This is a genomic window from Paenibacillus sp. Z3-2, from assembly GCF_054161325.1.
The window spans coordinates 4,451,476-4,474,654 of sequence record NZ_CP096397.1 but is presented as its reverse complement, the minus strand read 5'-3'; the positions used below and the strand labels follow the sequence as shown (position 1 = coordinate 4,474,654).

The window sequence follows — 23,179 nt, the reverse complement described above, 5'->3', positions numbered from 1 at the left end:
GTACCTAGGTGGTTCGCTATTTTTATGCCCTCTGACCACACTAGAGGGCTTTTCATATCAAAGGAGGCGGGGCCGTGTTTAACAGAGGGGCTTTCAACCGTATGGCCTTTAACCGCCAAATATCCGTATTCGTCTTTGGTCGGGCAGTTGCTGACATATCAGGATCTACTGGAGCCGCTGCAACGATGGAAATGACGGGTTCGGCGGTTATGGATGTCAATGCGGGAGCGGCAGGGGATTTTGTCCGTGAAATCTCATTTGCGGCTGTTATGGATGTAGCTGCTGGCACCAAGGCGGATTTCATTCGAGAGATTACCAAACGAGCTGTAATGGATGTTGGTTTTGGAGCAGGCGCTAAAGGCAGTAGGTACCATGTGGAGTTCTTGGAATTCACAGGGCCGTTTAAACCAGGTGATCAAGTTATCATTGATGCTAATACGTATAAGATCACGCAAAACGGAGTGAATGCCTCACACTTGCTTGAAGGTGATTTCTTTGACTTAAATCTTGGAGAAAACAATCTCACATGGACAGACCCTGAAACAGGTAGAAACGTTCTGATTCGTGTTACACATAGAGACAAATTCCTGTACTAATTGAGGTGTGATATGCCTAACCCAACAATGAAAGTATTCGATAAGAACATCCGGCGTGTAGGTACGTTGGTTGATAGTTCAGATATACAAAGAAGAAGACGTATTAACAGTGATTACGAGGTAACATTTATGGTTCCAATGACCTCAGATGATTACCGTGAAAAAATAGCAATTAAAGGCCACGTTCAAGACGAACGTGGCCAATTTTATGTCATTCAGTCCCGGAGTCGGTCCCGTGAAGGTCGTAAACTCATGGCTTCAATCTATTGTAATCATGTCATGTTCAAACTTAACGACTTTAAGTTTCCCTATACTTCATACATCGACGAGGCTTATGGCGTACATCTCAACGAACTAACGGAGTTAATTACAAAAGCTACAGGCGGAAGATTTACATTCGTTATCCACGATACGTTTGATTTACATGACGTTAAGGATTTCGGACGGGGAACATGTCTGGAAGCTTTGAATAAGATTGTCGATATGTATGAATGTGAAGTTGAACCTGATAATTTCGTGATTAACCTCAAGAAGAGAATAGGATCAGACCACGGATTGCAGTACCGGCTTAAGAAGAATATCGTATCCAGCTCATTCAAAGACAAAGGGGAATCTCTTGTTACCCGGATGTTTGCTCAGATGAAAGATGGTAGGACATTCATCGGTATGGATGCGTCCTTACTGACGGATCTCGAAAGAAGCCTATTGTCGAGCATACCAGGAACAATTGTGGATGGTAAACTCACAGTCAACTACCTCATATCACCATTTGCACAGTACTGGGCCAGCGATTCGGTTCCATTTTATGATGGGGAGATCATCGAGCAGGATATTGAAGAAGCAGAGGACTTGCTGAAGGCTACACGTAAGGCGCTACTTGAGCAAGAGGTTGTTTCTCTGGAGGCAACCATATCCACGGCAGACTTGTTCAAAATCGACCACACAGAACCCAAGCCTCATTTGGGTGATGATGTCATGTGTATTGACCCTGATATGGGCATGAACCGATTGAAAGCTCGTATCACTGAACTTACAGAGTATCCATACAGTTTGGACAAGCATGCTGAACCGACGATCTCCAATATCAATTTAAGAGATTACGATGATATTATCAGTGATTTAGAACGAAATAAGAATATCACCAACAACCTATTTTCAAACGGGAAGATCCGGACGGATGTCTTTGAATCATTTGCCAAGCAAGCGGTCATTGACATCAACAACAGCAAGACTGAACTGATCTATCCACCAGAAGGCGGGATACTGGCTCAAGAGAAAACAAACCCATTGGAGCAAGTCAGGCTCACTTCTAAAGGAATTGGGATATCGACAGATGGCTGGAAATCGATACGTGCTGCCATTACAGCCAGAGGCGTTGTAGCTGAGCAAGTAATAGGTCAACTGGGTAACTTTGTCTCCATGTTGATCGGCAATGGTGAGGACATTGTACAGATCAATACAAACGGCATTGCAGCGGGGGCATCGTCATTTAATAGCGCACCCTTCAGACTAAATATGAAGGGCGATTTGATAGCGAATAGCTTAACAGCGAACTATGCCAATATTGAGTACTCCAATTTTAAAAACGGGGCCATCGTTGGTTCCTCAATAAATGTAGGCAACGGGATGTTCACAGTTACCTCGGGAGGGATCATGTCGGCTGTAGGAGCAAACTTCTCTGGATCAATTACAGCTTCCACTATTACAGGAACAAATATCAATGGTGGTACAATTACCGGTGCTTTAATTCGTACTGCTCAATCAGGAAGGCGTGTAGAGCTAGATTCCCAAGGATTGCGCTCTTATGATGCAGGAGGACGTACACGGATTCAGATAGCTACTACTGAGGATGCTACAGCTGCAGCGATTATTTGGAGAGATACTAACGGATCGTCCGTTGGAGAGATAAACTCTTATGAGTCTAGTGGACAGCTTTCTATTATTAGCAACAACTTGTTTCTGGGGTCGAATAATACAGGAAATCCGATTAGACTTTATGGGCGCGTTATTTTTGGAGGTTCAGTTACTGGACTCGTAGTTCCTATTGAGAATGTCTCTGGCTTGCAGTCTTTATTGTTTAATCTCCAATCTGACATAGGGGAGTTGACTAGAAGGTTTAATAACCATAGTCATAGCTTGACGCTTCCCACACATAACCACGGTCTACAAAATGCTACAAATTGGGGAGGAACCTTCCCAACCTCAACTCCGTAATGTATCATAATAGGTAAATTGCACCATTACGGAGGAAGACTATGAAAAAGATTGTATACATTGCTGGTGGTATTCTTATTGGTATTGTTTTTTCGACAGCAGGAGGGGCGTTTGCCGACACCATTAAAAGTGTGGTCGGTAAGAAAGTGACTGGAGAATACAACATTGTAGTGAATAATCAATCGTTGTCAGAAAAAGGGGCAGTAATTGATTCAAAAGCAAACGTACCAGCACGAGCATTATCTGAAGCACTAGGAGCTGAGGTCAAAGTGGAAGGAAGAACAATTTATATTACGTCCGATGGAATCGGAGGCCAAACGAGTAGTGATGCCATATCCGATCACTCATCTAACAAGTATGTAGGTGATACAAGAAGCAGTTTAGAAGAGCTGAAGAAAAGTATTCAAGATAAAATTTTGAGCCCTGCCTATGATGGGAAAAAGAAGTTAGAGGCGCAAATCGCTGAATTGAAATCTTTGAATGCAGATGATGCTACGACAAACTTGGAGAAACAATTGAGTCAGTATAATGCTGATATTAAAAAGTACGAAGCCGAAATAAAACTAATTGATGAAGTATTACTCACTGCTAAATAGAATAAGTCTCTGAGGGTCCGTTATCGACGGGCTCTTTTTTTGTTAGTGTGACTATAAATCCGTAGCCACACCGTAACAAAGATAAAAGATAATAAATCCATGAAGCCCTATTCCTTAATTGGAAGGGGCTTATTTTCGTATAGAGAGGAGGAAAGGTCTTGGCAAAGATGACACATAGACTACAAGTTGAACTGGATTTGAATAAACCGGTTGAAGAATTGACCCAGGTAATCTCTGCGGTTCTTAGCTCGCACCCACTTAATCAAAAAGAGATTCTGACAGCTTTAGATTTGGAGATCGGAAATGCACGGGCAGCGATTGAGATTCAAGAACAAAAAGAGAATACGGAAGCTATTGAATAGGGCAGGAAACATTTCCTGTACAAAGGGAGGTTTTTTGAGTGACAGATGAAGAACGAAAATCATTAAAAACTATGGAGAATGCTAAAGAGGCGGCAGAAAAATTGTTTGCGCACCTCTTCGCTAATTCAGATTATATGTTAAACGTTTCTATTACAAAGAAAGACAAATCATATGACCACGGAGTATATCGATGCGCTATAGGAGATGTCCCTGAGACAGGGATTACCCACCGTCATGAAATATCTCTTCACTCACCTACCATTAGTTCTGAGTAGGGAACTCTTTTTACAACTCTGATCGGAGACTTTATTAATAACTCGTATTGAGGATGATCGGAAGATTTTCCAGTCCAATAGTTCTCGGCATAATAAGCAGAAGTTAAAAACGAAGGTTTATCCATATCAGTTCCAAGCCAAGAAGCATCGAGTTTAACGAAATCGGAGTGTTCGAATTCAACTTCCCATACAGCAAACGATTCTTGATTTCCTAGCTTCTTAAACCAAAATCTAAGTTCTTTCATTGTTTCAGAGGCGAAGAATGATTGAAACCTTGAAGGCATGTGAGCATAATTCAACCTTCGTTCATACTCAAAGATGTTTTCTGTAAAGACATCTTGTATTTCTTCTCTTGTTTGAGGTTGTCGGGCGTAGTATGTATTTCCATGAAACGATAAACCATCAGGGTAACGTTCGTCCATTATTTCTTTTAGAACTCTGGGCTCGATATTAATATCACTCATCAAATTGATAACTTCGTTTTCTTTAAGCCGGTTGTAACGATCTATGTGATATGCAAGCAAAGAATGAACCTCCTTAGATTATGTATGTTACGGGAATTCTACACGAAGGGAAGGTTTTCCTTTTTAAATATTTTATCAGCCTTGGGTTGAGGAGCTACTTTCGTTTAAGCAGTTGAATTTGTAGGGGGAGTCGAAATGGATTGGATAGCAATCCTAGGTATTTTAGGAACGCTCAGCGGACTCATTTTAGGATGGGCAGGTCGATCAAGATCATACAGACAAGATATTATCCAAGAAGCAGGGGCTGATGCCTTGCAACGCGCAGACGTTGATTACATAAAGCGCGGCGTGGATGATATTCGGCTTGAACAAAGAGTCCAGGCACAGCGCGTAGATGCGCTTTCAGAACGGGTGACGCGGGTTGAAGAGTCGGCCAAGCAAGCCCATAAGCGTATTGACCGAAAAGAAGATATTGGAGGCGTATAGAATATGGACTGGAATACAGTGTTTTCATTAATTGATCCTAAGTTGTTTATTGTATTGGTTGCATGCTGGGTCCTTGGTATTGGCATAAAACGTATCCCGAAGATTCCGGACTGGACCATTGTTTTCATCGTGACTGCATTCGCTATTGTTATTACAAGTTGGACGCTTGGCTGGTCTCCCGAATCGCTTATCCAGGGAATATTGGTTGGAGCATTTGCGGTGTTCGGTAACCAGGTGATTAAGCAAGCGAAGAAAGGAACTGAACAGTCATGATCTCAAAGGGAAATTTCTTGCTGCTAGAGTCATCCGAATTTAAAGGGTGGCTCGACAAGCAGAAGATAACAAGGAGCATAGACAAGCTCCAGGTCCATCATACTGTTGCACCTAACTACACTACTCGTCAGGTGGTCAATGGAGTAGCGAAACAGGATGTATGGAAATGTCTTGAGGGAATGAGGACTTTCCATTTATCTCAGGGATGGTCCGGTACAGGGCAGAACATAACTGTACTTGAGGATGGACGTATCGCTATCAGTTTAGATCGGGATCTCAATAAAACGCCTGCTGGAATCAAGGGAGCAAATACAGGAGCTTTGTGTATAGAAATTATCGGAAACTTTGATCAAGGTGGAGACACGATGACAGCAATTCAGAAACAAGCTGTAATCCACCTATATGCTTGTCTCGCACTCAAACTAAACATACCTATTGATACATCCCATATTGTGTATCATGCCTGGTATACGGCATCTGGTGCATGGATCGGAGATTACAAAAAAGGTCAATCTAGCAAGACCTGTCCGGGTACAAACTTTTTCAGGAAGGGGAACACCAAAACGGCGGCAGAAAAAAGTTTTATTCCGGCAATAAAAACGGAAGTTGAACGCATGAAGAAAGGGGATGAAGAACCTGTGACAGCAGAAGAGAAGAAGCAAATGGACGAACTAAAGGTGACTGTTGAATCCCAAGCTAAATGGATTGCTGCTCAGAAGGCCAAGGAAAACATGGAATGTCCTAAATGGGCAGAAGAAGCTTTCGAGTATTACAAGAACTATATTAGTGATAAGACAGGGAGTTACGACTTTTGGCGTCTGTTGGTTGTGAATTTCAGGAAAGAAAAACAATAAAAATATTGCGAAGGCTCTTATTAAAAAAGAGTCTTTCTGATACATAAACTAGTTGACAATGGGAACATATGTTCTTTAATATATCAATAAAGTTAAGAAATCTGATTTTTTTAACGTACACTTCCAAAATTCAACAAAATAACCTAAAATAAAATCAACAATATATTTGACTGTATTGTATTTATTTTAAGTTAGTTGAATTGCAGGGGGATTCGTATGTTGACAGAGAGAACAATTAGGAATATTCATATTCTACATTGGGAACGTTTTTTTAGGGAATTTAATGTTCCTAATAGAACCGTTCGTATTAGGGCAGAGAGTGATAAATATACAAGTATTTTAAAAATTATAGGAGAGGAGCTAGCATCAGATAGTCCTAGTTTCTCAAAAGGAGCACTGGATAGATTTCTATTTGACCAATTGTTCTACGCTATTAGTGATCATCATTACTTGTACCAGACAAAGAGTCTCTTTTATGACAATAATATGGATAAGGATTCAACAGTTAGGCTATTGTTATCTGGCAGTTTACTGAAACTGAATCTAAATTTATTTGATTGGCCGGATGATAATACCCATACGATTAATGCCTGCACAACTAGACTTGAGTTTGATGAAAACGACCTTCTGGATGAGATACATGTCCTGATAAGGGTTGGAGAGATTTCTGGAGAATTTGGAAGGACTAATGTTTTTTGTGGTGTCGTCATATCTGTAAAAAGTAATACAATTATACTAAAGTTCAGACATGGTCAAGTAGTTCATTTGCCAGATAGCCAAATGAAAATCAACAAGGAACTTAAAAAGATATTGAATGGTGAGGGAAGGGACGGAAAACAGTTTGAAAACTTGAACCTACACGTTTCTTCTTTAAATGAATTTGATGTACAATCAACGATCTATAAACTGTTCAAAGACTTAAGTGAAGAAGCTGAAGAGAAACTTAATAATGAGCTTGACAGTTCTGTAGAAAGCAAAATTAGGACTTTTCTTGAACGTGATCTGCATATAGAATCAGAGGAAGAGAGTTTTAGCGAGTATATTGAGCAAATCAAAGCCGTTGTTTTTCAAGACATCAGTAGTAGAATGACGCATACATTATTTAAAAAAGGATGGGTGTTCAAATTTGTATTTAGAGAAGGAGATCACAGTAAGGCTTCATCTAATGCGGAAAAAAGATCACCCGTCTATAGTCACAAATCTTTCTGGCAATTAAAAGAGCTCATTCATTCTATTGAGGAATTGCAGGAAGCTGGCTTCCATTGGAATTTGAATGGCGTTGTAAGTGATAGTGAATTTGTTGACGTGAGATTAGAGTCCAAGAGCGGAACTTTACTAATGCACTATTATTACAATACTAGAAGCGTTAGAAAGGAGAAGGAAAATTATGTTATACGAAAAATTACTGAGCATCTATCAAGCAAAGAATCTTAATCTACAATTTGACGAATTCATGCTCGATAATCTTTTTGAACAAATAAAGTGGAGTATGAAACGAGGAAAAAGAAATCTCAGTCCATATAAATTTGCCAGCATGAGTGGTATTGAAACGAAGGCTGCTGTTACATTCTTTATGTGTTTTTCTGACCAGGAACTAGGAATTTTTGAATTAGAGTTTTTCATCGACTGCAATTCGAACAACTGTCAGGAGAGGATATATCTAACAAAAGAGATGCTAAGCAAACATGATAACATTATATACTGTGAGGGGTGTGCAAAATCTTTTAGTGTAGCAGAGGTATTAGATCAAGTTAAGGTTTACTTTCGTTTGAATGATACAGCGTGTATGTTGTGTAAGCAATCTGCTGTTCCTGACACGAAAAAGGCAGACCCCAATTCAATATATGATATCCTTAATGGGATGTCTGATAATTTAAAGTCGGTCTCCCCTTCATCTTCCAATAAAGCTATCGAGAAGGTGGTTGAAGGGGAGACCTTTGCTGAGTCAGTTTCATTGGAGACTATTGTGGAAATCAATCAGCAGAGCGATGTGCCAGTTCTAAAATATAATTTTTTGAGAGATATTGCAGACTACATTCATAGTTAATAAAGGGAAATTATATGAAAAATGAAAATTTGATTATTGCTGCCAAACTTGCGAAATTACAAGAGTTTATTGAAATTGATATGATTAGTGGAAAAAAATCTGGTATTAAGAATACAAAAAAATCGTTTAAATTCAAATGTATATCAGTTGTCTTATCAAGTTTGATAACTATTACGCTAGGTCTTACTTTGGACGACAAACTTGAATATAACGGACTTAATATTGTCATCAGTTTAAAGAATTGTGCAGTCGTTCTTAGTGCCATCCTTACAGGAATAAGTGCGTGGGATGCTTTTGCAAACTATACTTCGCGTTCTCAGCAAGAGAGTTCTATTGTAAATAAATTAAACATGTTATACAAAGATATTTCTCTATACCTTGAGGAAAATGAAGATTGTAAAGAATCTGAGTATGAGAACTTTAAATCTAGATATAACAAGATCCATGAAGATTATTCTCAAGATCGAGAGGCTCCCAAAAAGAAGGAACCCGAAAAAAAAGAAGATGTTTAATTCGTTAATAAGAAAAGATCTTGCCATGTCAGGCGAGATCTTTTCTTATTAACGAATTTTGCTGATAGAAGCGGCATTCAAGATTTGAACAAAGCAGTTACTTTACGCAATGTGACTCTTCCTGATATAGTAATAATTAACAACATGAATAGTCTATCAGACCTAGGTATATTTTTCTATAAAATAGTATGGGTGTGGAAAATGAATACATATCGAGTGTTGGAAACAAATGAAGAGTTCTTTGTCGCTGCTTTATCACAGATACATGTCTCTGTATGGCTTGTTCTACAGGATCGAGAGGTGATTATGGATTATGGAGGGTTATTAGAAGCATACAGTGATGTATCAGTAAAGATTGCTGGAAATCGATATTTTAGAGACAAGTTTGAGTTTAGAGCGCACATAGTAATTAACTATAATTGAAAACTGCATAAGGGAGAAAGTTATAAGATGGGCAAAGTGCAAGATTATTTGATGAAAATTATTTATTTGTTCTTAAAGATATCAGAATGGATAAAGAATAGAAATTTGTTGAGATGGTTACTTCAAAACAAAACAAAATTTTTTAATGCATTAGCTGTATTTGTTGCTATTCTTGGTGTAGGCTTAATCCAAATATTTAAACCGTACATAATGGACCTTTCAGTTGTAAGGGAAAAAATATATGAGGATAAATTACAAAAAGTTAAAATCGGGTATTCAAAGAAATATGTTGAAGATTCAATGGGCACTCCAGAAAGAGAACAAAAAATAGCTTGGTCAGATTCATACGGAAATGACCATTTAATAACAAGAACTGATTATATCAAAAAGGACTTTTTGTATACGGTTTTCTATAAAGATGATTTAAATGTTCTAGGGTACGGTCTAATATCAAGAAACAAAAATTTCAATCCAAGGTTACCCTCAAAAGAATCTCCAGGTCTTTTGAAAAAAAGCCAAAATAGTTATTTGAGTGAACATGGAGAGGTAAGATTTACAACATTTCACATAGGGACTAGGGGTGACGTTTCAGATTACGAAATGGATTTTGATTACGGTTCATTAAGTACTCAAGGGATAATAACTGGGTTTGGAGTTTCCGAATTTGGTTATCAACAACATAAGGATTCGCTTCCAATTTATATTATAAATTCCTTGTTCAATGCTCCCTTCACTGAGAACTTTTACGACAATAATGGCTTTTACAACTTGCTAGGCGATACCGCCAGAACATACACACAATTTAGCGAGGTCGAAAAAAGCAGAAGTATCGACCCGTCTGATGAAAATAGAAAGATGTTGATCCCAAATGTAGTTCTTGTTTTTGATGGAACAAGCGGTTACGGCTATACAGAAATCAATAATTTTGACATAGCCTTTGAATTTATAATTGATCAACTCAAGTTTGGTTTTTTGTATGAAAGAGGAGAGTTCAATAACATAACAGAGAGATTTTAATGAAACGGAAGTTTGAATTCAGCGAATTAGTGCAAGGTGATTTGATCAATTAATTAAACATATATAGCCAAACTTAAGAGCAGCAAAGTATCATCGCTGCTCTTTTGAATCTTTAGATTACCTCTTTAACTAGTCCCTCAGTGTTATTCCGTACATTACCAACTTCATTTGGTACCTCGTAAGCTCTCATTTCTGACGCTTGATATGGTTTAAGCAATTCAAGCAGGGACTGAACATCATTATCTCTTCCAAGCCATTCAGCCTCATCTTCAGGACGCAGAATCACCGGCATACGATTATGGATGTCTTCCATCAGACTGTTTGGTTCAGTAGTAATTATGGTACACGTGCTCAACTTGTTTCCGTCTGGATCTGTCCAGGTATCGTACAGACCTGCCAATGAAAATATGCTGTTGTCCTTCATCAGAATTCGCATAGGTGTCTTGGCTGTCCCTTCTTTACGCCACTCGAAAAATCCCGAACATGGGACGATGCAACGTTTGGACCCAACTAACCGTTTAAAGGCTGGCTTCTCTGCCAGCGTCTCGGACCGGGCGTTGATCATCTTGTTCCCGATCTTGTCATCCTTGGCCCAAACGGGTACCAGGCCCCATCGAAGCGAACCTAATCTGTTACCATGCTTGCTGCCGATAATTGTGGGAATGTATTGCATGGGTGCTGCATTGTAATTAGGTTTGTACTCAAAGCCATCAGCTATAGATGCATAGTACCTGTCCATTATGGCGTCTAAGGGATCAGTGATTGTAAATCTTCCGCACATACAAAGCACCTCCTGTATTGTCTTTACAATATATAATCACACAATAAATTGATCAAACACGGGAATACGAAGCAATCCGGATTTGGTCCAGTTGCGCATTTTTACTCTGGCCTGAATTCGGGGTTCAAGGTAAACGTTGTTCTTATCTTCACCCGTTATCAGCTGTTGGCAAACTCCACGAAATGCTTGCTTATGTTTTTGACTCGGGCCATGCTCAATAATCCCTACCGGGCGCATCTTGCCTGACGGATCTGGAACAGCAGCGAGCCATCCAAACTCAGATTTCTTGTATCCTGTGATGAACACATCGGCGTAGGACCAGTTAATAACCTTCAACCACTCTCTGGACCGCCTGCTAACGTACTGGCTGTCTTTGCGCTTGCCAACTACACCTTCCATACCCATAGTTTCTATCTGAGAGTACAACTCTTCTCCGGCGCCTTCTATATGTGGAACAATGCCAAAGGAGGGAGAGGGTAAGGTAATACTGTGTAGAATAGCTTTACGCTCCAGGAGAGGTAGTTTGCGTAAGTCCTTACCCTTGTAATGAAGGATATCAAATATTGCAAACGTAGCAGGCAGCATACGAGTGAGTTGTTGTATCTTACTATCCTGTTTAGTGCTGAAGCGGCTCATGACTGCTTCGAAATCGTTCAATCCTGTTGTCGGATCGGCGCACGCTACTTCACCATCTAATATGATGTCTGAGTCAAACGGCAACTGTAATTCTGGGTACTGACGAGTGCAGTCGTTGTTGTGACGTGTATATAACCGGACGTTACCGGACTGTTGCGAATATATAAGACGGTGACCATCTACTTTCGGTTCAAAAATAAAATCCGAATGCGAGAACGGTCCCGGTGCTGTTTCTAATAACATTGGGCTGATAAACATAAAAACACCTCACCTCATTATAGCGTTTTGCCATAAAGAGTAGAGGTGGTAAGTTTTAGAGAAGCAGATCGTATTGTTCTTCTTTTTTCTTGGTATTATTGAGCTATCGTTTCCCGTTAGTTGAACGCATTCAAGCTATTATAGAAATCTCTTATTTATAATTTAGTTCTTCTTCGCAGTTTCAATAAGAAGATTGTAGATAATATTTACAGCATCATTACGTTCGAAAGAGTTCATATTTTCAATATACTGTTCTTTATTTTCTGATAAATCATTAACACTAGCAATCAAGCTATCAGTGTTCAATTGTTCTTCATGTAGCACTTTGCAGTAACCTTTGCTTTCAAAAGAACCTGCATTTAGAAGTTGATCTCCTCTACTTTGTTCCTTAGTTAAAGGTATCAAAATCATTGGTTTCTTTAAAGATAAAAACTCAAAAATTGAATTAGAGCCAGCTCGTGAGATTACAATATCGCACATGGCTAATATATCTGGTAATTCTTCATTTATATACTCATATTCACGGTACTCAGAATTTGAAATTGAAGAATCAAGATGTCCTTTTCCACAAAGATGAATGACTCGAAATCTTTTTGTTAATTGAGTTAATGATTCTCTAACTACATGATTAATTTTCCGTGATCCTAAACTCCCTCCCATTATTAGTATTGTAGGCTTTTTATTATTAGAAAACCCCAAGAATGCCCGTCCACGTTCTGCATTTCCCTTCGTTAATTCTTCTCTAAGAACGGGTCCTACATAATAACATTTATGATCCTTAAAGGCAGAAGCTGTTTCAGGAAAAGTAGTGCATATCAGATTAGCAAACGGACTGGCTAGCTTGTTGGCTAAACCTGGAGTTAAATCAGATTCATGTATGATAACTGGAATTTTGTTCAACCATGCACCAATGACAACTGGTACAGAAACAAAACCACCTTTAGAGAACACAATATTTGGCTGCTGCTTCTTTAGAAGTTGATATGCTTGAAAAATTCCTTTCACCACTTTAAATGGGTCCTTTACGTTCTTCCAATCTAGATACCGTCGTAGCTTCCCTGTAGAGATTGAATGGTATTTTACATTAAAGTTAGATGTGATTAGTTGCCTTTCAATACCATCCACTGAACCAATATATTCGGCTACCCAGCCTGAACGGATAAATTCAGGAATCAAAGCAATATTGACTGTTACATGTCCTGCAGATCCACCGCCAGTAAAAATTACTTTTTTTATTTTAACCACCTACCGTTGTTGTTTTAGTTCATTATACTCGATGCACTTTCTTTATATCTCAAGTGTTTTTAACTCGCAAGTTCAATTGAACATAAGCAATCGATCACATTCATCGGCTACCAGTCACATGGTTTTATCTTAATATTCCTTTGGCTATTTAAACTAACCTGCCCGTTAGCTGAACAAAAGCAGCCGATCACATGGGTCAGCTGCATTCTTGGCATTGTGGAGTTAACATTTTCTGTTAGCTTAGACAGCTGTCTTAAAAGATTAACTCACAATCTTTATGCTCCCATACATCAAATAAGTTTCCATCTAGATCTTCAAAAACAAAAAACTTGCCGTAAATGCCTTCATTGCTAATTGGTCTAGTTGTAACTCCATCCAATGTTAGTCTCATGTGTAATGATTCGATATCATCTGTAAAAAATGTTACAACCCACCTTGGCCGTCCATTTACTTCAAAAACCGCTCTTGTATCATTATCAGATTCAATTAAATCAATTATTGGGCGGTTATCCCTGAATAAACTTATATAATTCCCTCTATCGTTTCTGATGTTAAAACCAAAGTGACTGACGAACCATTCTCCAGATTTTTTTGCATTTTTAACTGGAATTACATTATATGCGATTCCTAAAATACTCCCATTTACCATACTACTCAGCCCCTGTCATAAATTCGTCTCCAAATTAATTCAAGGTTGCTATTGCATTATCCTGCCCGTTAGCTTAATGATCGATTTTGGATAAATGCAGATAATATCTAGTCTTTCGACTGGGTATTTTTTTCTGTTGAATATCGAACGTATATTCGCATATAATAGCTAAAAGCAAACAAACGTTCTTATTATTGGAGGGATGAGCATGCCAGTGAAATACTTGGGTTGGTTAGTTGAAATCATTTATGAAGATCAAAGCGGAAAGATCACGAAACGCCGTATCCAGGTCAAAAGCATCCGATCCGGAATGATCAGAGCTGATGATCTATTGTCGGGGCAGCCACGGACCTTTAAGGAATCCGGTTTACTGGCATGCAATCCGATCATGACGACAGCACAGGGGGCATAAACATGTTGACTGATTACGAACGGAAAGTACTAAGGATCTTGTTTAATTACAGTAGCGGCCGCAGACGCTTACCAACGATCCATGAACTTACGGTTAAGACGGGGAAGGGGAAGCAGGATGTTATGGCTGCTCTTGATGGTCTAATTAAATCGGAGTACATAAATTGGGAAGATAAATCAGACAGCAGAAATCTTGTTATCCTGGAAGGCTGGGAACGAGAATCGGAAAAGCCTAAGCTACCCAAGGCACCGCCATTGGTACAGCAGAATGATTTAAGTTACTGGACCCAATATTAAGGAGGCGTTTATTATGGCAAGCAAATTGACGGCGAACGGTGTATACGAGGGATCTCGTATCATTTTACCTGAACATCGTGAAGCATACCTGGCTCAAGAAGCGTTACAAAGGCGACGCGGGAAGCCAGCCTTGGACGAACAAGAAATGCAGCTCATTGAAGAAGCGATCCTGGAATCTTACAAAGAATGCCGCTCTGTTACGTTGACGGTATTTAACCCATTTGATGATGAAATCATGCGGGGCGTTGTGACATCGATCGATAAGCCAAACAGAAGAATCAAACTTGTACGCGGTGATGAGGATTACAGTTGGCCGAGGATAGAAGAGATAATTTCAGCATCAATATAAGATTTAGAATAAATAAAATCCGTCAGGAAAGCACCTGTCGGATTTTTTATTATCCATAAATCATCCCAAAAACAACTCTACAAACTACCTCCAATGCCTACTGTATGTATTAAAATCAGACTTGTATTCGACAATTTAGTAAATCATTAACAAGAATATGTGTTCTGTGTAAGCTGTAAGATTTATCTATAATACAAAGTCAATTCATAGTTTAACGAAGTAGAAATATGTAAAGTTTTACCTTCAGGACGTTCGACACATTGCGACACCATATGTCATAGAAAAAAGGTATTATTTACATATCTGTTTTAGAACAAATTGTTCTAAATTTTCCGGGGGAGTGCGGTAACACCGCCTCATGCACGCTTTACTTTGTACTCATATAGATCTTCCCATTTACAACCCAATAACAGCACGGCAGTATACATATCTTCAGGCAGCATCACACGGGTATTGTTACAAAAATGGGATATCATTCGCTGGGATCGTCCAGATCGATTAGCATACTCGGTCTGAGTTAAACCCTTTGCGTTAATGAGTTCAAGAAGCCTACATCTCCCTCGAGAGATTTCCACTTATTGACCTCCAGTAGCCAGTATTCCCACGATTATAACACTGGAAAGCTCTGGGGGTAAACTGAAACTAAGGGGCGTTCACCATGCGATCACACCAAATTGATGTTCATCAGACGCTTACTCAAGAAGCAGCTAAAACCCTTGCGCAGGTTTTAGTTTCTGCGCAAGGGATAAAAACTCCTGTTCTAGTAAAAGTGGTCTCGCCGTCTTTAGATCACACAGTTTTGCTTGAATAAATCAGGGGACGGGCTGGGGACGAATTGGGGGCAGACTGTAGGTCAACCCATAGAAACCAGTCCAAATGAGAACAACACACGAACAGCTTGAAGCCTTGTTATTACTATATTTTAGCCTGTCGTTCCATTTCAGACCAATCAAAACTCATGTCTTAAAATCCTGCGGTAGGTGACTACCGTACCGGTTCGATCCCGGTCCTCGGCATCACGCAATAAATCACGGTTGCATCAACGCTAAATGAACGTAACGTAAAGTACATGCCAATCCTGCGTACTTGAGTCACCATGTTTAGCTGAGGCACAAGACTTAAGCACTTCCGTTCTATACGAATGGAAGTGTTTTTTGTTTTGGCGAGAATTACGAAAGTTAGCGTAGATAATCGTGGGAGGAGGGTACCGCGGTTCCTCGATTATAAGCGTGCTGAGGGGTTAGCCGAGCCAGACGCAGAGCGACTATACGTGGCACGCGGGACGGCTTTATTCGGAAGTATCCGAGCGCTTGGTCAACGGCAGATAGACTTGCGGATGCGACCTTCGAGTATCTGGCGGAAGATAGACGCGTTGCTCTTGTTCGGCGGTCAGAAAGGGCCGACGTCCAATAGGTGGTTCGAGTCGCAAACATGGATTCCCTCTTTGCGATAGGCGTTGATGTAATTGTAGACGGTTGAAAGTGAACGTCCGATGATCTTGCTGATGTCCTTATTGGACACGCCATGAAGATCAAGCAAGATCGTTTGATATCTTTCGTGCATTCGCAAGTCCTTGTTCGTTTTGATGGTTGTCTTCAGCCCCAAAATTTCAGGATTGTTCGGTCTTCATTATGGAATTTCGGTATTCACTTGTCGTATCTCACGGGTTCATAGGGGAATGATTTTTACGTTGTACGACATTGCTTCCGCTGTCCAGAATATTATTCCAATCGCTAATTGCCGGTGTGGTGCCTATGACTAGGAGATTCGGGGAGGTACTCCCTTTTCTAGACCCGAAAAAACTACTCATGTTAAGGGTCCTGAATTATGAAATTGTAACGTAAGTTAACCTGTACCCAGAAAATGGAGTCAAAGGGAAAATTATTAACAGGTACCTTGCAATAAACAGTAGCAGGTGGTAATATTTGTATTAACAGCTACTGTTTATTGCTCAGTACTAAATAAAGCGTGGTGAAAAATTATGAATGTTCAATTCAAGAAGGGTGTGTTGGAGCTTTGTGTTCTTGTTTTAACATCAAAAAAGGACCGTTACGGATATGAGTTAGTGGAACAAATATCGCAAAAATTTGAAATAGCGGAAGGAACCATCTATCCGTTGTTAAGAAGGCTGGCTTCGGAAGGATTATTTTCAACCTATTTATCCGAATCGGATGAGGGGCCTCCCCGCAAATACTATACGATTACCCATGAGGGAAGGAAAGTTATGAACAAAATGATTGAAGAATGGAATACTTTTGCCGTAGGAGTGCAGGAAATGATTGGGGAGGGATCGGATTGAATAAAGAAGGCTATCTAAATGAATTGGCACAGTATCTGAAGCTGCTTCCTCCTGAGGAATTTACTGATATTATGGCTGAATTCAGGGAACATTTTGAGTTTGCCAAATTAAGCGGACGGTCTGAAGCAGAGGTGATCTCCAAGCTGGGAAATCCCCGATTGGTTGCTCGTGAAGTACTGACCCAGTCTCAAATTGAAAAGGCGGATAAATCGCCTACGCTCTTAAGCGTAACTAGAGCAGTTATGGCAACAGTGAGTTTAGGATTGTTTAACTTAATTATCGTTATGCTGCCATTTGTCGCCTCTTTAGCTATCATTGCCGGGGTATTCGGCTTTGCGATTTTCTTAATCATTTCGCCGATCTTGTTCATTATTCAGAATCAGTCGGTCACGTTTTTGTTCAATGATATTTTTCTTATGCTTGTCTTGGTCGGTGGAGGAATTTTGATAGTCATTGGAGCATTAAAGTTTACCCGGATTTATTACAATCTTGTTATCAGGTATCTGAAATATAATTTGAAAGTCATAAAAAAGGATGTGACCTATATTGAAAAATAGATTCCGGAACTTAACCAGACTTGCCCTTCTACTGATCGTTATCGGAGCAATTGGAAATGTAGTGCTGTATATGTTAGGAAAGTCGCCATTTAATTTGGGTGAGATTTCTGCTGAACAAAATGTTCGGATGGACCAGACAACAAACGTCCTTATCCATACTGAAACAGGGACGGTAGATGTGGTGTCAATTAAGGGACATGAAATCAAGGCAACTTTGGAGGGAAAGACAACAAAGCAGACGCTGAATGATTACCGGTTGGATATCAATCAGGATCAGGGACAAACCAGAATTGAAGTTGTTCAGGACAGCAAATTCCGTTTCTTTGATATTTATACGAACCTTAAACTCACGATAGGGATTCCTGAAACCCAGTTAAACCAGCTGGAGGTTGTGACTGACACAGGAAATATTTATGTAGACTCCGTCTTGGCGAGCGAATATCGGATGATAAGCGACACGGGTTCTATAAAGATGGATATAAAAGAGGGGGTAATAAACGCAGAATCAAATACGGGAGCAATCACGGCTTCTCTTGTTCACATAAGTCAAAATATCCGTGCTACATCTGATACGGGAGATATTATCATCCAAACAGTTGAAGCTCCCCAAGCGCTCCGTACCAAATTCTCTGCGGACTCTGGAACAATTAAGGTGACACTGCCGAATTATCAGGATGGTTACATCGGTGAGGGAGGGCCATTGGTAGAACTTATCTCTGACACCGGCGATCTTAAGATCGAACAGTCTTCAGGCGAACATCAGGAAGAAAAATAAGATTAATTTTAGGGGGAATCCTTTTGATAACACAAAATTTCAGGAAAGAAACTTTAATCAAGACTGTTGATTTATGCAAAGTCTATTCCTCGGGAAATGAACAGTTTCTCGCAGCTAAAAGTATTAATCTTGAAGTATACAAAGGTGACTTTACAGTTATTATGGGCAGTTCGGGCTCGGGTAAATCTACGTTATTATACCTCCTCAGCGGCCTGGATGGAATCACTTCCGGAGAAGTGATCTTCAAAGGAGAACGAATTGATGAATATTCAGAAAAGGAAATTACGGATTTCAGGTCCAACAAAATCGGCTATGTGTATCAATCGATCAATTTGATTCCTGATTTCACATTGCTTGAAAATGTTGCTTTCCCGGGGTACGTGGCTGGCCGCAGCAAAAAGGATGTGAATAAACAAGCATTAGATCTGTTGAATAGGATAGGGATCGGGGCTCAAGCCGAACGCCTGCCATCCCAAGTATCTGGGGGCCAACAGCAGAGAGCAGCTATTGCCAGAGCCTTGATCAATTCCCCGGAAGTGATTTTTGCGGATGAGCCAACAGGGGCATTAAGTCAGGAGCAAGGTGCAGTTATTTTGGATCTTTTGACCGAGATGAACCAGAATGCTCAATCGATCGTTATGGTGACGCATGATATAAAAGCTGCATGCAGGGCGGACCGGTTAGTTTTGGTCAAAGACGGAAACATCGAAGGGATTTTGGAACTGGGCAAATATTCACCGGATGAATTGAAAGCAAGAGAAAACCAAATATTCATTTTTATGTCAGGTAAGGAGGGGTAGGGATGTATGCAGCATGGAAACTATGTTGGACGAACCTGAAGCATAAAAAAGTACAAAACAGCTTCATTGCAATCATCATCATGCTTGCAGCTCTACTCCTTTCGACGGCTGTGTCGGTTCTGAACAACACAAATCGTATGTATGAGAGTATGCATGATCAGTCCCACGGCGCCCATCAAATATTGCGGATGGAGAACGGCATCCATGACCCGATTCAGGTACACAATTGGTGGGAGAAGCAAAAAGGCGTCATGGTTTCGGATTTAATGCGGTACCGTTATCTGTCTAGTATGTCTCACGCTGGAGAAGAGATCCCTAATGTTGACTTATTCATGATGGATACGCCAAGCGGTCCTTTTCCCGTCGACCGGCTGCAGTTTGTGGAAGGAGAAGAAAAAAGTACACCGGAAGCAGGAAGCGCCTGGATTCCCACCTCTCTGGCTTACCCCAATGATATTCATGTTGGGGATCCGATTGAATTTAAGACGGACGAAGGGGTTATCCGGTTGAACGTTGAGGCCGTCGTCGTGGATATTTCATACTGTTCGCCATTTGCTACGAGCGGGAGAATCTGGCTGAATCATCAGGATTATAATCAAAATATGACCACATTGCCGGGCGACGATAAGTATATGACCGGATTGCGATTTGATGACTACAGCCAAAACAGGGCCTACTGGGAAAGGTTTGAACAGTCTCTCGGGACCCCCTATCTGGAATCGGTTAAAGACTTCGACAGCTTGTCTTCGTATTATATGATTGCGAACCAGGTCATCAGTTTCATTATGATATTTCTTGCAGTCGTCATGATCTCTGTTGCCCTTTTCACCTTGGGGTTCACGATTTCCGATGCCATTATTTCCAGCTACAGAACGATCGGGATTATAAAATCCGTCGGATTATCTTCCCGCAAAGTAATTATGGCTTATGTAGCGCAATATACCTTCTTGGCGCTCGTTTCGGTCATCCCGGGGATTCTGGTCAGCAATATCCTCTCCGGTACAATTGTTGCAAATTCCATGGCTTATCTCAACACAGGGTCATCAAGTATGAATGGGCTGTATTCAGTAACAGGCATTTGGACTGGCGTGGCTGTAGTAGCGGTTATCTTCCTCTCTGCCCTGCTGTTCTCTAATAAGGCGCGTAGTGTCGAGCCCGCACAAGCCGTTCGTTATGGCATGTCGGAGAAGACGTATTCCCAAAAATCAGGAGGGAATGGAACATGGAAACGTAAGCTTCTCCAGATAGGCGCTCTTCCGACTTCTATGATTATCGGGCTAAGAAGCGTCACGAAAAATATTCGGGGTTCGCTGCTGATTGTTCTGATATCGGCTTTGTCCACCTCTGTACTCGTTTTTGGTTTCCTGTTTGTATACAGTATTTCTTCCATACATGGAACCATTGCCAAATGGGGCTATGATTCGGCCGATCTGTCCGTAAGAATTGATAATCCAGCCAAATTGACCTTTGAACAGCTTAAAGAAGAGGTTCTTTCGGATCCGAGGGTTGAGAATTACTCGCGTTACGGGGATGCAAATGCGGTATTGCCGATGCCTCTGGAGCCTGGGGTTAAAACGAAACAGGATACGATGGGGATATTACTGACGGTGGCCGAGGGGAACTATGATGAAATAGGCTATGAAAATGTGGAGGGACATAACCCTGTTGCTGACAATGAAATCTCAGTCGGTGTGAATGTTGCAAGAACTCTGGGCATCAAGTCAGGCGATTCACTGGACATTTACATTGAGGGTGAAAAACATACTCTGACAGTCACCGGGATTTACCAGGCGATCGCGAACATGTCCAATACGGGGCGAATTACCGCTGACGTCATAAGAAAAAGTAATCCAGACTATGGAAGTGCGATGAACACAACATTTGTTAATCTGTATGAGGGAGCTTCAGTTGATCAATTCGTGAATGAGTTGAATCAGCAATATGGAAGTGTAATCTGGATAGCAAGTCAGGCTACGCTGGTTGATGAGGTGTTCTCCCAGGCTGTCACGATTATCGTACTGCCAATGTCGGTCATGGCGCTGTTGTTTATCGTCATTACGTTTGTTATCATATACAGTATTTGCCGAATTAACATGAAGAAAGAGAGCCGTACCTACGGAATTTACAAGTCAATCGGTATGACATCCCGTCAAATCCGTTTGTCGGAAACCACTGGAATCCTGGTCGTATCGGCGATCGGTGCGCTGGTCGGAATTCCGTTAGGTTTAGTAGGACTCCCCCCTCTGCTTAACTTCATTTTGGCCGATTACGGAATTGTTGAAGTTCCACTGATTATGAACGGTGGAGGGATAGCCTTGATGATACCTCTAAGCGTCATCGCTGCTGGTCTAGGTTGTTGGGCAGCATCCAAATCTATTCAAACTACATCTCCTCGACTTTTGACGATGGATTAATAGAAAAAGGGATGTCTCAAAAAAAGCCATGAAATGGCTGCTTGAGACATCCTTCTTTTTTTGAAGAGAGAGTACGTAAAATTGAGGTGAAACGCTCCGTCTTCCTCCGCCAGGTAATATATCTACTTTCAGGACAGTCTCTTTTTAAGCCAAAAACTTACTTGACATGGAAATAAATTGTACTGTATTGTAATTTTATGCTTAAATTACAGCTACATCCTATTTTTTTAAGCATAACTCGAAAATCACTTCTTCTTTTATCAACCACAAATCGACATCTTTCATCAAAATCTCCCAACTTAGAGTATTTTTCATACCGCTTTAATAGTTTTAAAACAAAATACACGAATCGAGGTCTGCTTATGCCAACTACGGCATTTTTGTTTCCGGGTCAGGGATCACAATATGTCGGTATGGGAAGAAAGCTGTACGATGAATTTACTATAGCAAAGCGTTGCTTCGAAGAAGCAAACGATACGCTGGGTTTCAATCTTACTGAAATGTGTTTTGAAGGCAGCCATTCACAGCTTATGCAGACGATGAATACACAACCGGCCATATTGGCAGTAAGCGTCATTGCCTTCGAAATCGGCAGGAGGGAATTGGGTTGGGAACCAGATTTTATGGCCGGACACAGTCTTGGCGAATATTCCGCACTTGTATGCAGCGGTGTGCTATCTTTGCGGGACGGGCTCGGGATTGTAAGGAAGCGGGGGATGTTAATGCAAGCTGCGCATTCTTCCGACATTGGAGCGATGGCCGCTGTGACGCATGCTGCTTCTGATCAACTGGAGGAGTTTTGTCGTCAAGCTAGTAACGACACATCACAAGTTGTTATTGCTTGTTATAACTCTTTGAACCAACATGTGCTTGCCGGTCATCGAATAGCTGTACAATCGGTGGTTCATCGGCTGCAAGCGCAATTTCCGGATATAAGCGTAAAATATTTAAATGTTAGCGCCCCCTTTCATAGTCCATTGATGCAATCAGCGGCGGAGCAATTGGCCGTTGAACTGGAGAGGATTGAGACCAGGGACGCCCGGTGGCCGGTCATATCGAACGTGACGGCAAGACCATATGGGCGGCAAGAACTACTTCCGCTTCTTTACCGCCAAATGACCCAACCGGTTCGCTGGTTGGAAACGATGCATTATCTGAACAGTCAAGGAGTCAGCCGAACGGTGGAAGTCGGGCCACGCCAGATATTGACACACCTAATGAAGGGCACCTATCCCGCGGTTCAGACTTGCCAATTTGATCATCCTAAGCAATTGGAGGAGCTGCGCGCATGGTTTGACAGAAGCGAGAATAATCGTGAAGCCGTCATCGCCAGCATTCGAGAATCTTTGACAGCCGCTATCATTGCGCGAAATCGGAATAATGATGCCATAGCGTTCAGTGCCGGCGTAATTCTGCCCATCCAACAAATCAGGGATTTGATCGAAAAGTTGTGTGATAATAATCCTTCGGATTTTACACAAACGCTAAATCGGATTAAAAGTCTGTTGCAGTCAGTACTGTTCACCAAACAATTACCGCTGGAAGAACAAATGAAAATCACTGACAAGTTACCGGCAATGGATTAGGAA

At 40.9% G+C, this 23,179-nt stretch carries 27 protein-coding genes; 21 read left to right on the top strand and 6 right to left on the bottom strand.

From position 1 onward, the window contains the following. The first annotated feature begins 74 nt into the window (after window positions 1–74). From M1D71_RS19885 to M1D71_RS19865, 5 genes are all read left to right on the top strand, one after another. Window positions 75–596: a phage distal tail protein gene (locus M1D71_RS19885; RefSeq protein ID WP_458123346.1), complete on the top strand. Its 522-nt coding sequence runs from the start codon at window positions 75–77 to the stop codon at window positions 594–596. Window positions 597–608: 12 nt separating this feature from the next. After that, window positions 609–2,810 (top strand): phage tail spike protein, encoded by a 2,202-nt coding sequence (locus M1D71_RS19880; protein WP_458123345.1) that lies wholly within the window; start codon window positions 609–611, stop codon window positions 2,808–2,810. Between the two features lie 41 nt (window positions 2,811–2,851). After that, complete coding sequence (locus M1D71_RS19875) at window positions 2,852–3,406, top strand: copper amine oxidase (protein ID WP_458123344.1); 555 nt, start codon at window positions 2,852–2,854, stop codon at window positions 3,404–3,406. Between the two features lie 167 nt (window positions 3,407–3,573). After that, a complete protein-coding gene (locus tag M1D71_RS19870) occupies window positions 3,574–3,768 on the top strand; it encodes a hypothetical protein (protein ID WP_458127303.1) in 195 nt (64 codons plus the stop codon). A gap of 38 nt (window positions 3,769–3,806) precedes the next feature. Continuing rightward, entirely contained in the window at window positions 3,807–4,043 is a 237-nt protein-coding gene (locus M1D71_RS19865) for a hypothetical protein (RefSeq protein ID WP_458123343.1), read from the top strand. Here the strand turns inward: M1D71_RS19865 and M1D71_RS19860 are convergent. Then, window positions 4,016–4,567 carry a DUF2441 domain-containing protein gene (locus M1D71_RS19860; protein ID WP_341073445.1) on the bottom strand — a complete coding sequence of 184 codons (552 nt, stop codon included), beginning with the start codon at window positions 4,565–4,567 and terminating at the stop codon, window positions 4,016–4,018. The genes M1D71_RS19865 and M1D71_RS19860 overlap by 28 nt on opposite strands. A gap of 135 nt (window positions 4,568–4,702) precedes the next feature. Between M1D71_RS19860 and M1D71_RS19855 the strand changes: the two genes are divergently transcribed. The 7 genes from M1D71_RS19855 to M1D71_RS19825 all read left to right on the top strand — a co-directional run bounded on the left by M1D71_RS19855 (window position 4,703) and on the right by M1D71_RS19825 (window position 10,119). Continuing rightward, window positions 4,703–4,993, top strand: a complete 291-nt coding sequence (locus M1D71_RS19855) for a hypothetical protein (RefSeq protein ID WP_341073444.1) — start codon at window positions 4,703–4,705, stop codon at window positions 4,991–4,993. Window positions 4,994–4,996: 3 nt separating this feature from the next. Next, window positions 4,997–5,266: a phage holin family protein gene (locus M1D71_RS19850; RefSeq protein WP_458123342.1), complete on the top strand. Its 270-nt coding sequence runs from the start codon at window positions 4,997–4,999 to the stop codon at window positions 5,264–5,266. Further along, entirely contained in the window at window positions 5,263–6,120 is an 858-nt protein-coding gene (locus M1D71_RS19845) for an N-acetylmuramoyl-L-alanine amidase (RefSeq protein WP_458123341.1), read from the top strand. The genes M1D71_RS19850 and M1D71_RS19845 overlap by 4 nt, the downstream gene beginning before the upstream one ends. Window positions 6,121–6,336: 216 nt before the next feature. Then, window positions 6,337–7,554 carry a hypothetical protein gene (locus tag M1D71_RS19840; RefSeq protein ID WP_458123340.1) on the top strand — a complete coding sequence of 406 codons (1,218 nt, stop codon included), beginning with the start codon at window positions 6,337–6,339 and terminating at the stop codon, window positions 7,552–7,554. After that, the gene (locus M1D71_RS19835; RefSeq protein ID WP_458123339.1) at window positions 7,508–8,167 is read left to right on the top strand and encodes a hypothetical protein; all 660 of its coding nucleotides are present in this window, start codon (window positions 7,508–7,510) and stop codon (window positions 8,165–8,167) included. The genes M1D71_RS19840 and M1D71_RS19835 overlap by 47 nt, the downstream gene beginning before the upstream one ends. A gap of 14 nt (window positions 8,168–8,181) precedes the next feature. Next, window positions 8,182–8,679, top strand: a complete 498-nt coding sequence (locus tag M1D71_RS19830; protein WP_458123338.1) for an SLATT domain-containing protein — start codon at window positions 8,182–8,184, stop codon at window positions 8,677–8,679. A gap of 450 nt (window positions 8,680–9,129) precedes the next feature. Continuing rightward, window positions 9,130–10,119 carry an ETEC_3214 domain-containing protein gene (locus M1D71_RS19825; RefSeq protein ID WP_458123337.1) on the top strand — a complete coding sequence of 330 codons (990 nt, stop codon included), beginning with the start codon at window positions 9,130–9,132 and terminating at the stop codon, window positions 10,117–10,119. 112 nt (window positions 10,120–10,231) lie between these two features. On the opposite strand, the gene M1D71_RS19820 is transcribed toward M1D71_RS19825, so the two are convergent. From M1D71_RS19820 to M1D71_RS19805, 4 genes are all read right to left on the bottom strand, one after another. Continuing rightward, entirely contained in the window at window positions 10,232–10,900 is a 669-nt protein-coding gene (locus M1D71_RS19820) for an SOS response-associated peptidase (RefSeq protein WP_341073433.1), read from the bottom strand. 36 nt (window positions 10,901–10,936) lie between these two features. Continuing rightward, window positions 10,937–11,794 (bottom strand): ATP-dependent DNA ligase, encoded by an 858-nt coding sequence (locus M1D71_RS19815; protein ID WP_458123336.1) that lies wholly within the window; start codon window positions 11,792–11,794, stop codon window positions 10,937–10,939. A gap of 162 nt (window positions 11,795–11,956) precedes the next feature. Next, on the bottom strand, window positions 11,957–13,030 hold the full coding sequence (locus M1D71_RS19810; RefSeq protein WP_458127302.1) for an undecaprenyldiphospho-muramoylpentapeptide beta-N-acetylglucosaminyltransferase: 1,074 nt from the start codon (window positions 13,028–13,030) through the stop codon (window positions 11,957–11,959). A gap of 262 nt (window positions 13,031–13,292) precedes the next feature. Next, a complete protein-coding gene (locus tag M1D71_RS19805) occupies window positions 13,293–13,688 on the bottom strand; it encodes a VOC family protein (protein WP_458123335.1) in 396 nt (131 codons plus the stop codon). 208 nt (window positions 13,689–13,896) lie between these two features. Here M1D71_RS19805 and M1D71_RS19800 point away from each other — a divergent pair, with 208 nt between their 5' ends. From M1D71_RS19800 to M1D71_RS19790, 3 genes are read left to right on the top strand one after another with little or no spacing between them, the layout of a single operon-like run. After that, the gene (locus tag M1D71_RS19800; RefSeq protein ID WP_458123334.1) at window positions 13,897–14,100 is read left to right on the top strand and encodes a hypothetical protein; all 204 of its coding nucleotides are present in this window, start codon (window positions 13,897–13,899) and stop codon (window positions 14,098–14,100) included. Window positions 14,101–14,102: 2 nt separating this feature from the next. Further along, window positions 14,103–14,396, top strand: a complete 294-nt coding sequence (locus tag M1D71_RS19795; protein ID WP_458123333.1) for a hypothetical protein — start codon at window positions 14,103–14,105, stop codon at window positions 14,394–14,396. Between the two features lie 13 nt (window positions 14,397–14,409). Further along, complete coding sequence (locus M1D71_RS19790) at window positions 14,410–14,745, top strand: YolD-like family protein (RefSeq protein ID WP_145322973.1); 336 nt, start codon at window positions 14,410–14,412, stop codon at window positions 14,743–14,745. Between the two features lie 1,389 nt (window positions 14,746–16,134). Here the strand turns inward: M1D71_RS19790 and M1D71_RS19785 are convergent. Further along, a complete protein-coding gene (locus M1D71_RS19785; RefSeq protein WP_458123332.1) occupies window positions 16,135–16,308 on the bottom strand; it encodes a helix-turn-helix domain-containing protein in 174 nt (57 codons plus the stop codon). A gap of 418 nt (window positions 16,309–16,726) precedes the next feature. Here M1D71_RS19785 and M1D71_RS19780 point away from each other — a divergent pair, with 418 nt between their 5' ends. The 6 genes from M1D71_RS19780 (at window position 16,727) to fabD (ending at window position 23,176) form a co-directional block, all read left to right on the top strand. After that, entirely contained in the window at window positions 16,727–17,044 is a 318-nt protein-coding gene (locus tag M1D71_RS19780; RefSeq protein ID WP_458123331.1) for a PadR family transcriptional regulator, read from the top strand. After that, window positions 17,041–17,601 carry an HAAS signaling domain-containing protein gene (locus tag M1D71_RS19775; RefSeq protein ID WP_458123330.1) on the top strand — a complete coding sequence of 187 codons (561 nt, stop codon included), beginning with the start codon at window positions 17,041–17,043 and terminating at the stop codon, window positions 17,599–17,601. The genes M1D71_RS19780 and M1D71_RS19775 overlap by 4 nt, the downstream gene beginning before the upstream one ends. Beyond that, window positions 17,591–18,376, top strand: a complete 786-nt coding sequence (locus tag M1D71_RS19770; protein ID WP_458123329.1) for a DUF4097 family beta strand repeat-containing protein — start codon at window positions 17,591–17,593, stop codon at window positions 18,374–18,376. The genes M1D71_RS19775 and M1D71_RS19770 overlap by 11 nt, the downstream gene beginning before the upstream one ends. A gap of 23 nt (window positions 18,377–18,399) precedes the next feature. After that, window positions 18,400–19,176 carry an ABC transporter ATP-binding protein gene (locus M1D71_RS19765; protein WP_458123328.1) on the top strand — a complete coding sequence of 259 codons (777 nt, stop codon included), beginning with the start codon at window positions 18,400–18,402 and terminating at the stop codon, window positions 19,174–19,176. 2 nt (window positions 19,177–19,178) lie between these two features. Then, the gene (locus M1D71_RS19760; protein WP_458123327.1) at window positions 19,179–21,590 is read left to right on the top strand and encodes an FtsX-like permease family protein; all 2,412 of its coding nucleotides are present in this window, start codon (window positions 19,179–19,181) and stop codon (window positions 21,588–21,590) included. A 362-nt stretch (window positions 21,591–21,952) separates the two neighbouring features. Continuing rightward, the gene (fabD, locus tag M1D71_RS19755) at window positions 21,953–23,176 is read left to right on the top strand and encodes an ACP S-malonyltransferase (RefSeq protein ID WP_458123326.1); all 1,224 of its coding nucleotides are present in this window, start codon (window positions 21,953–21,955) and stop codon (window positions 23,174–23,176) included. Window positions 23,177–23,179 lie beyond the last annotated feature (3 nt).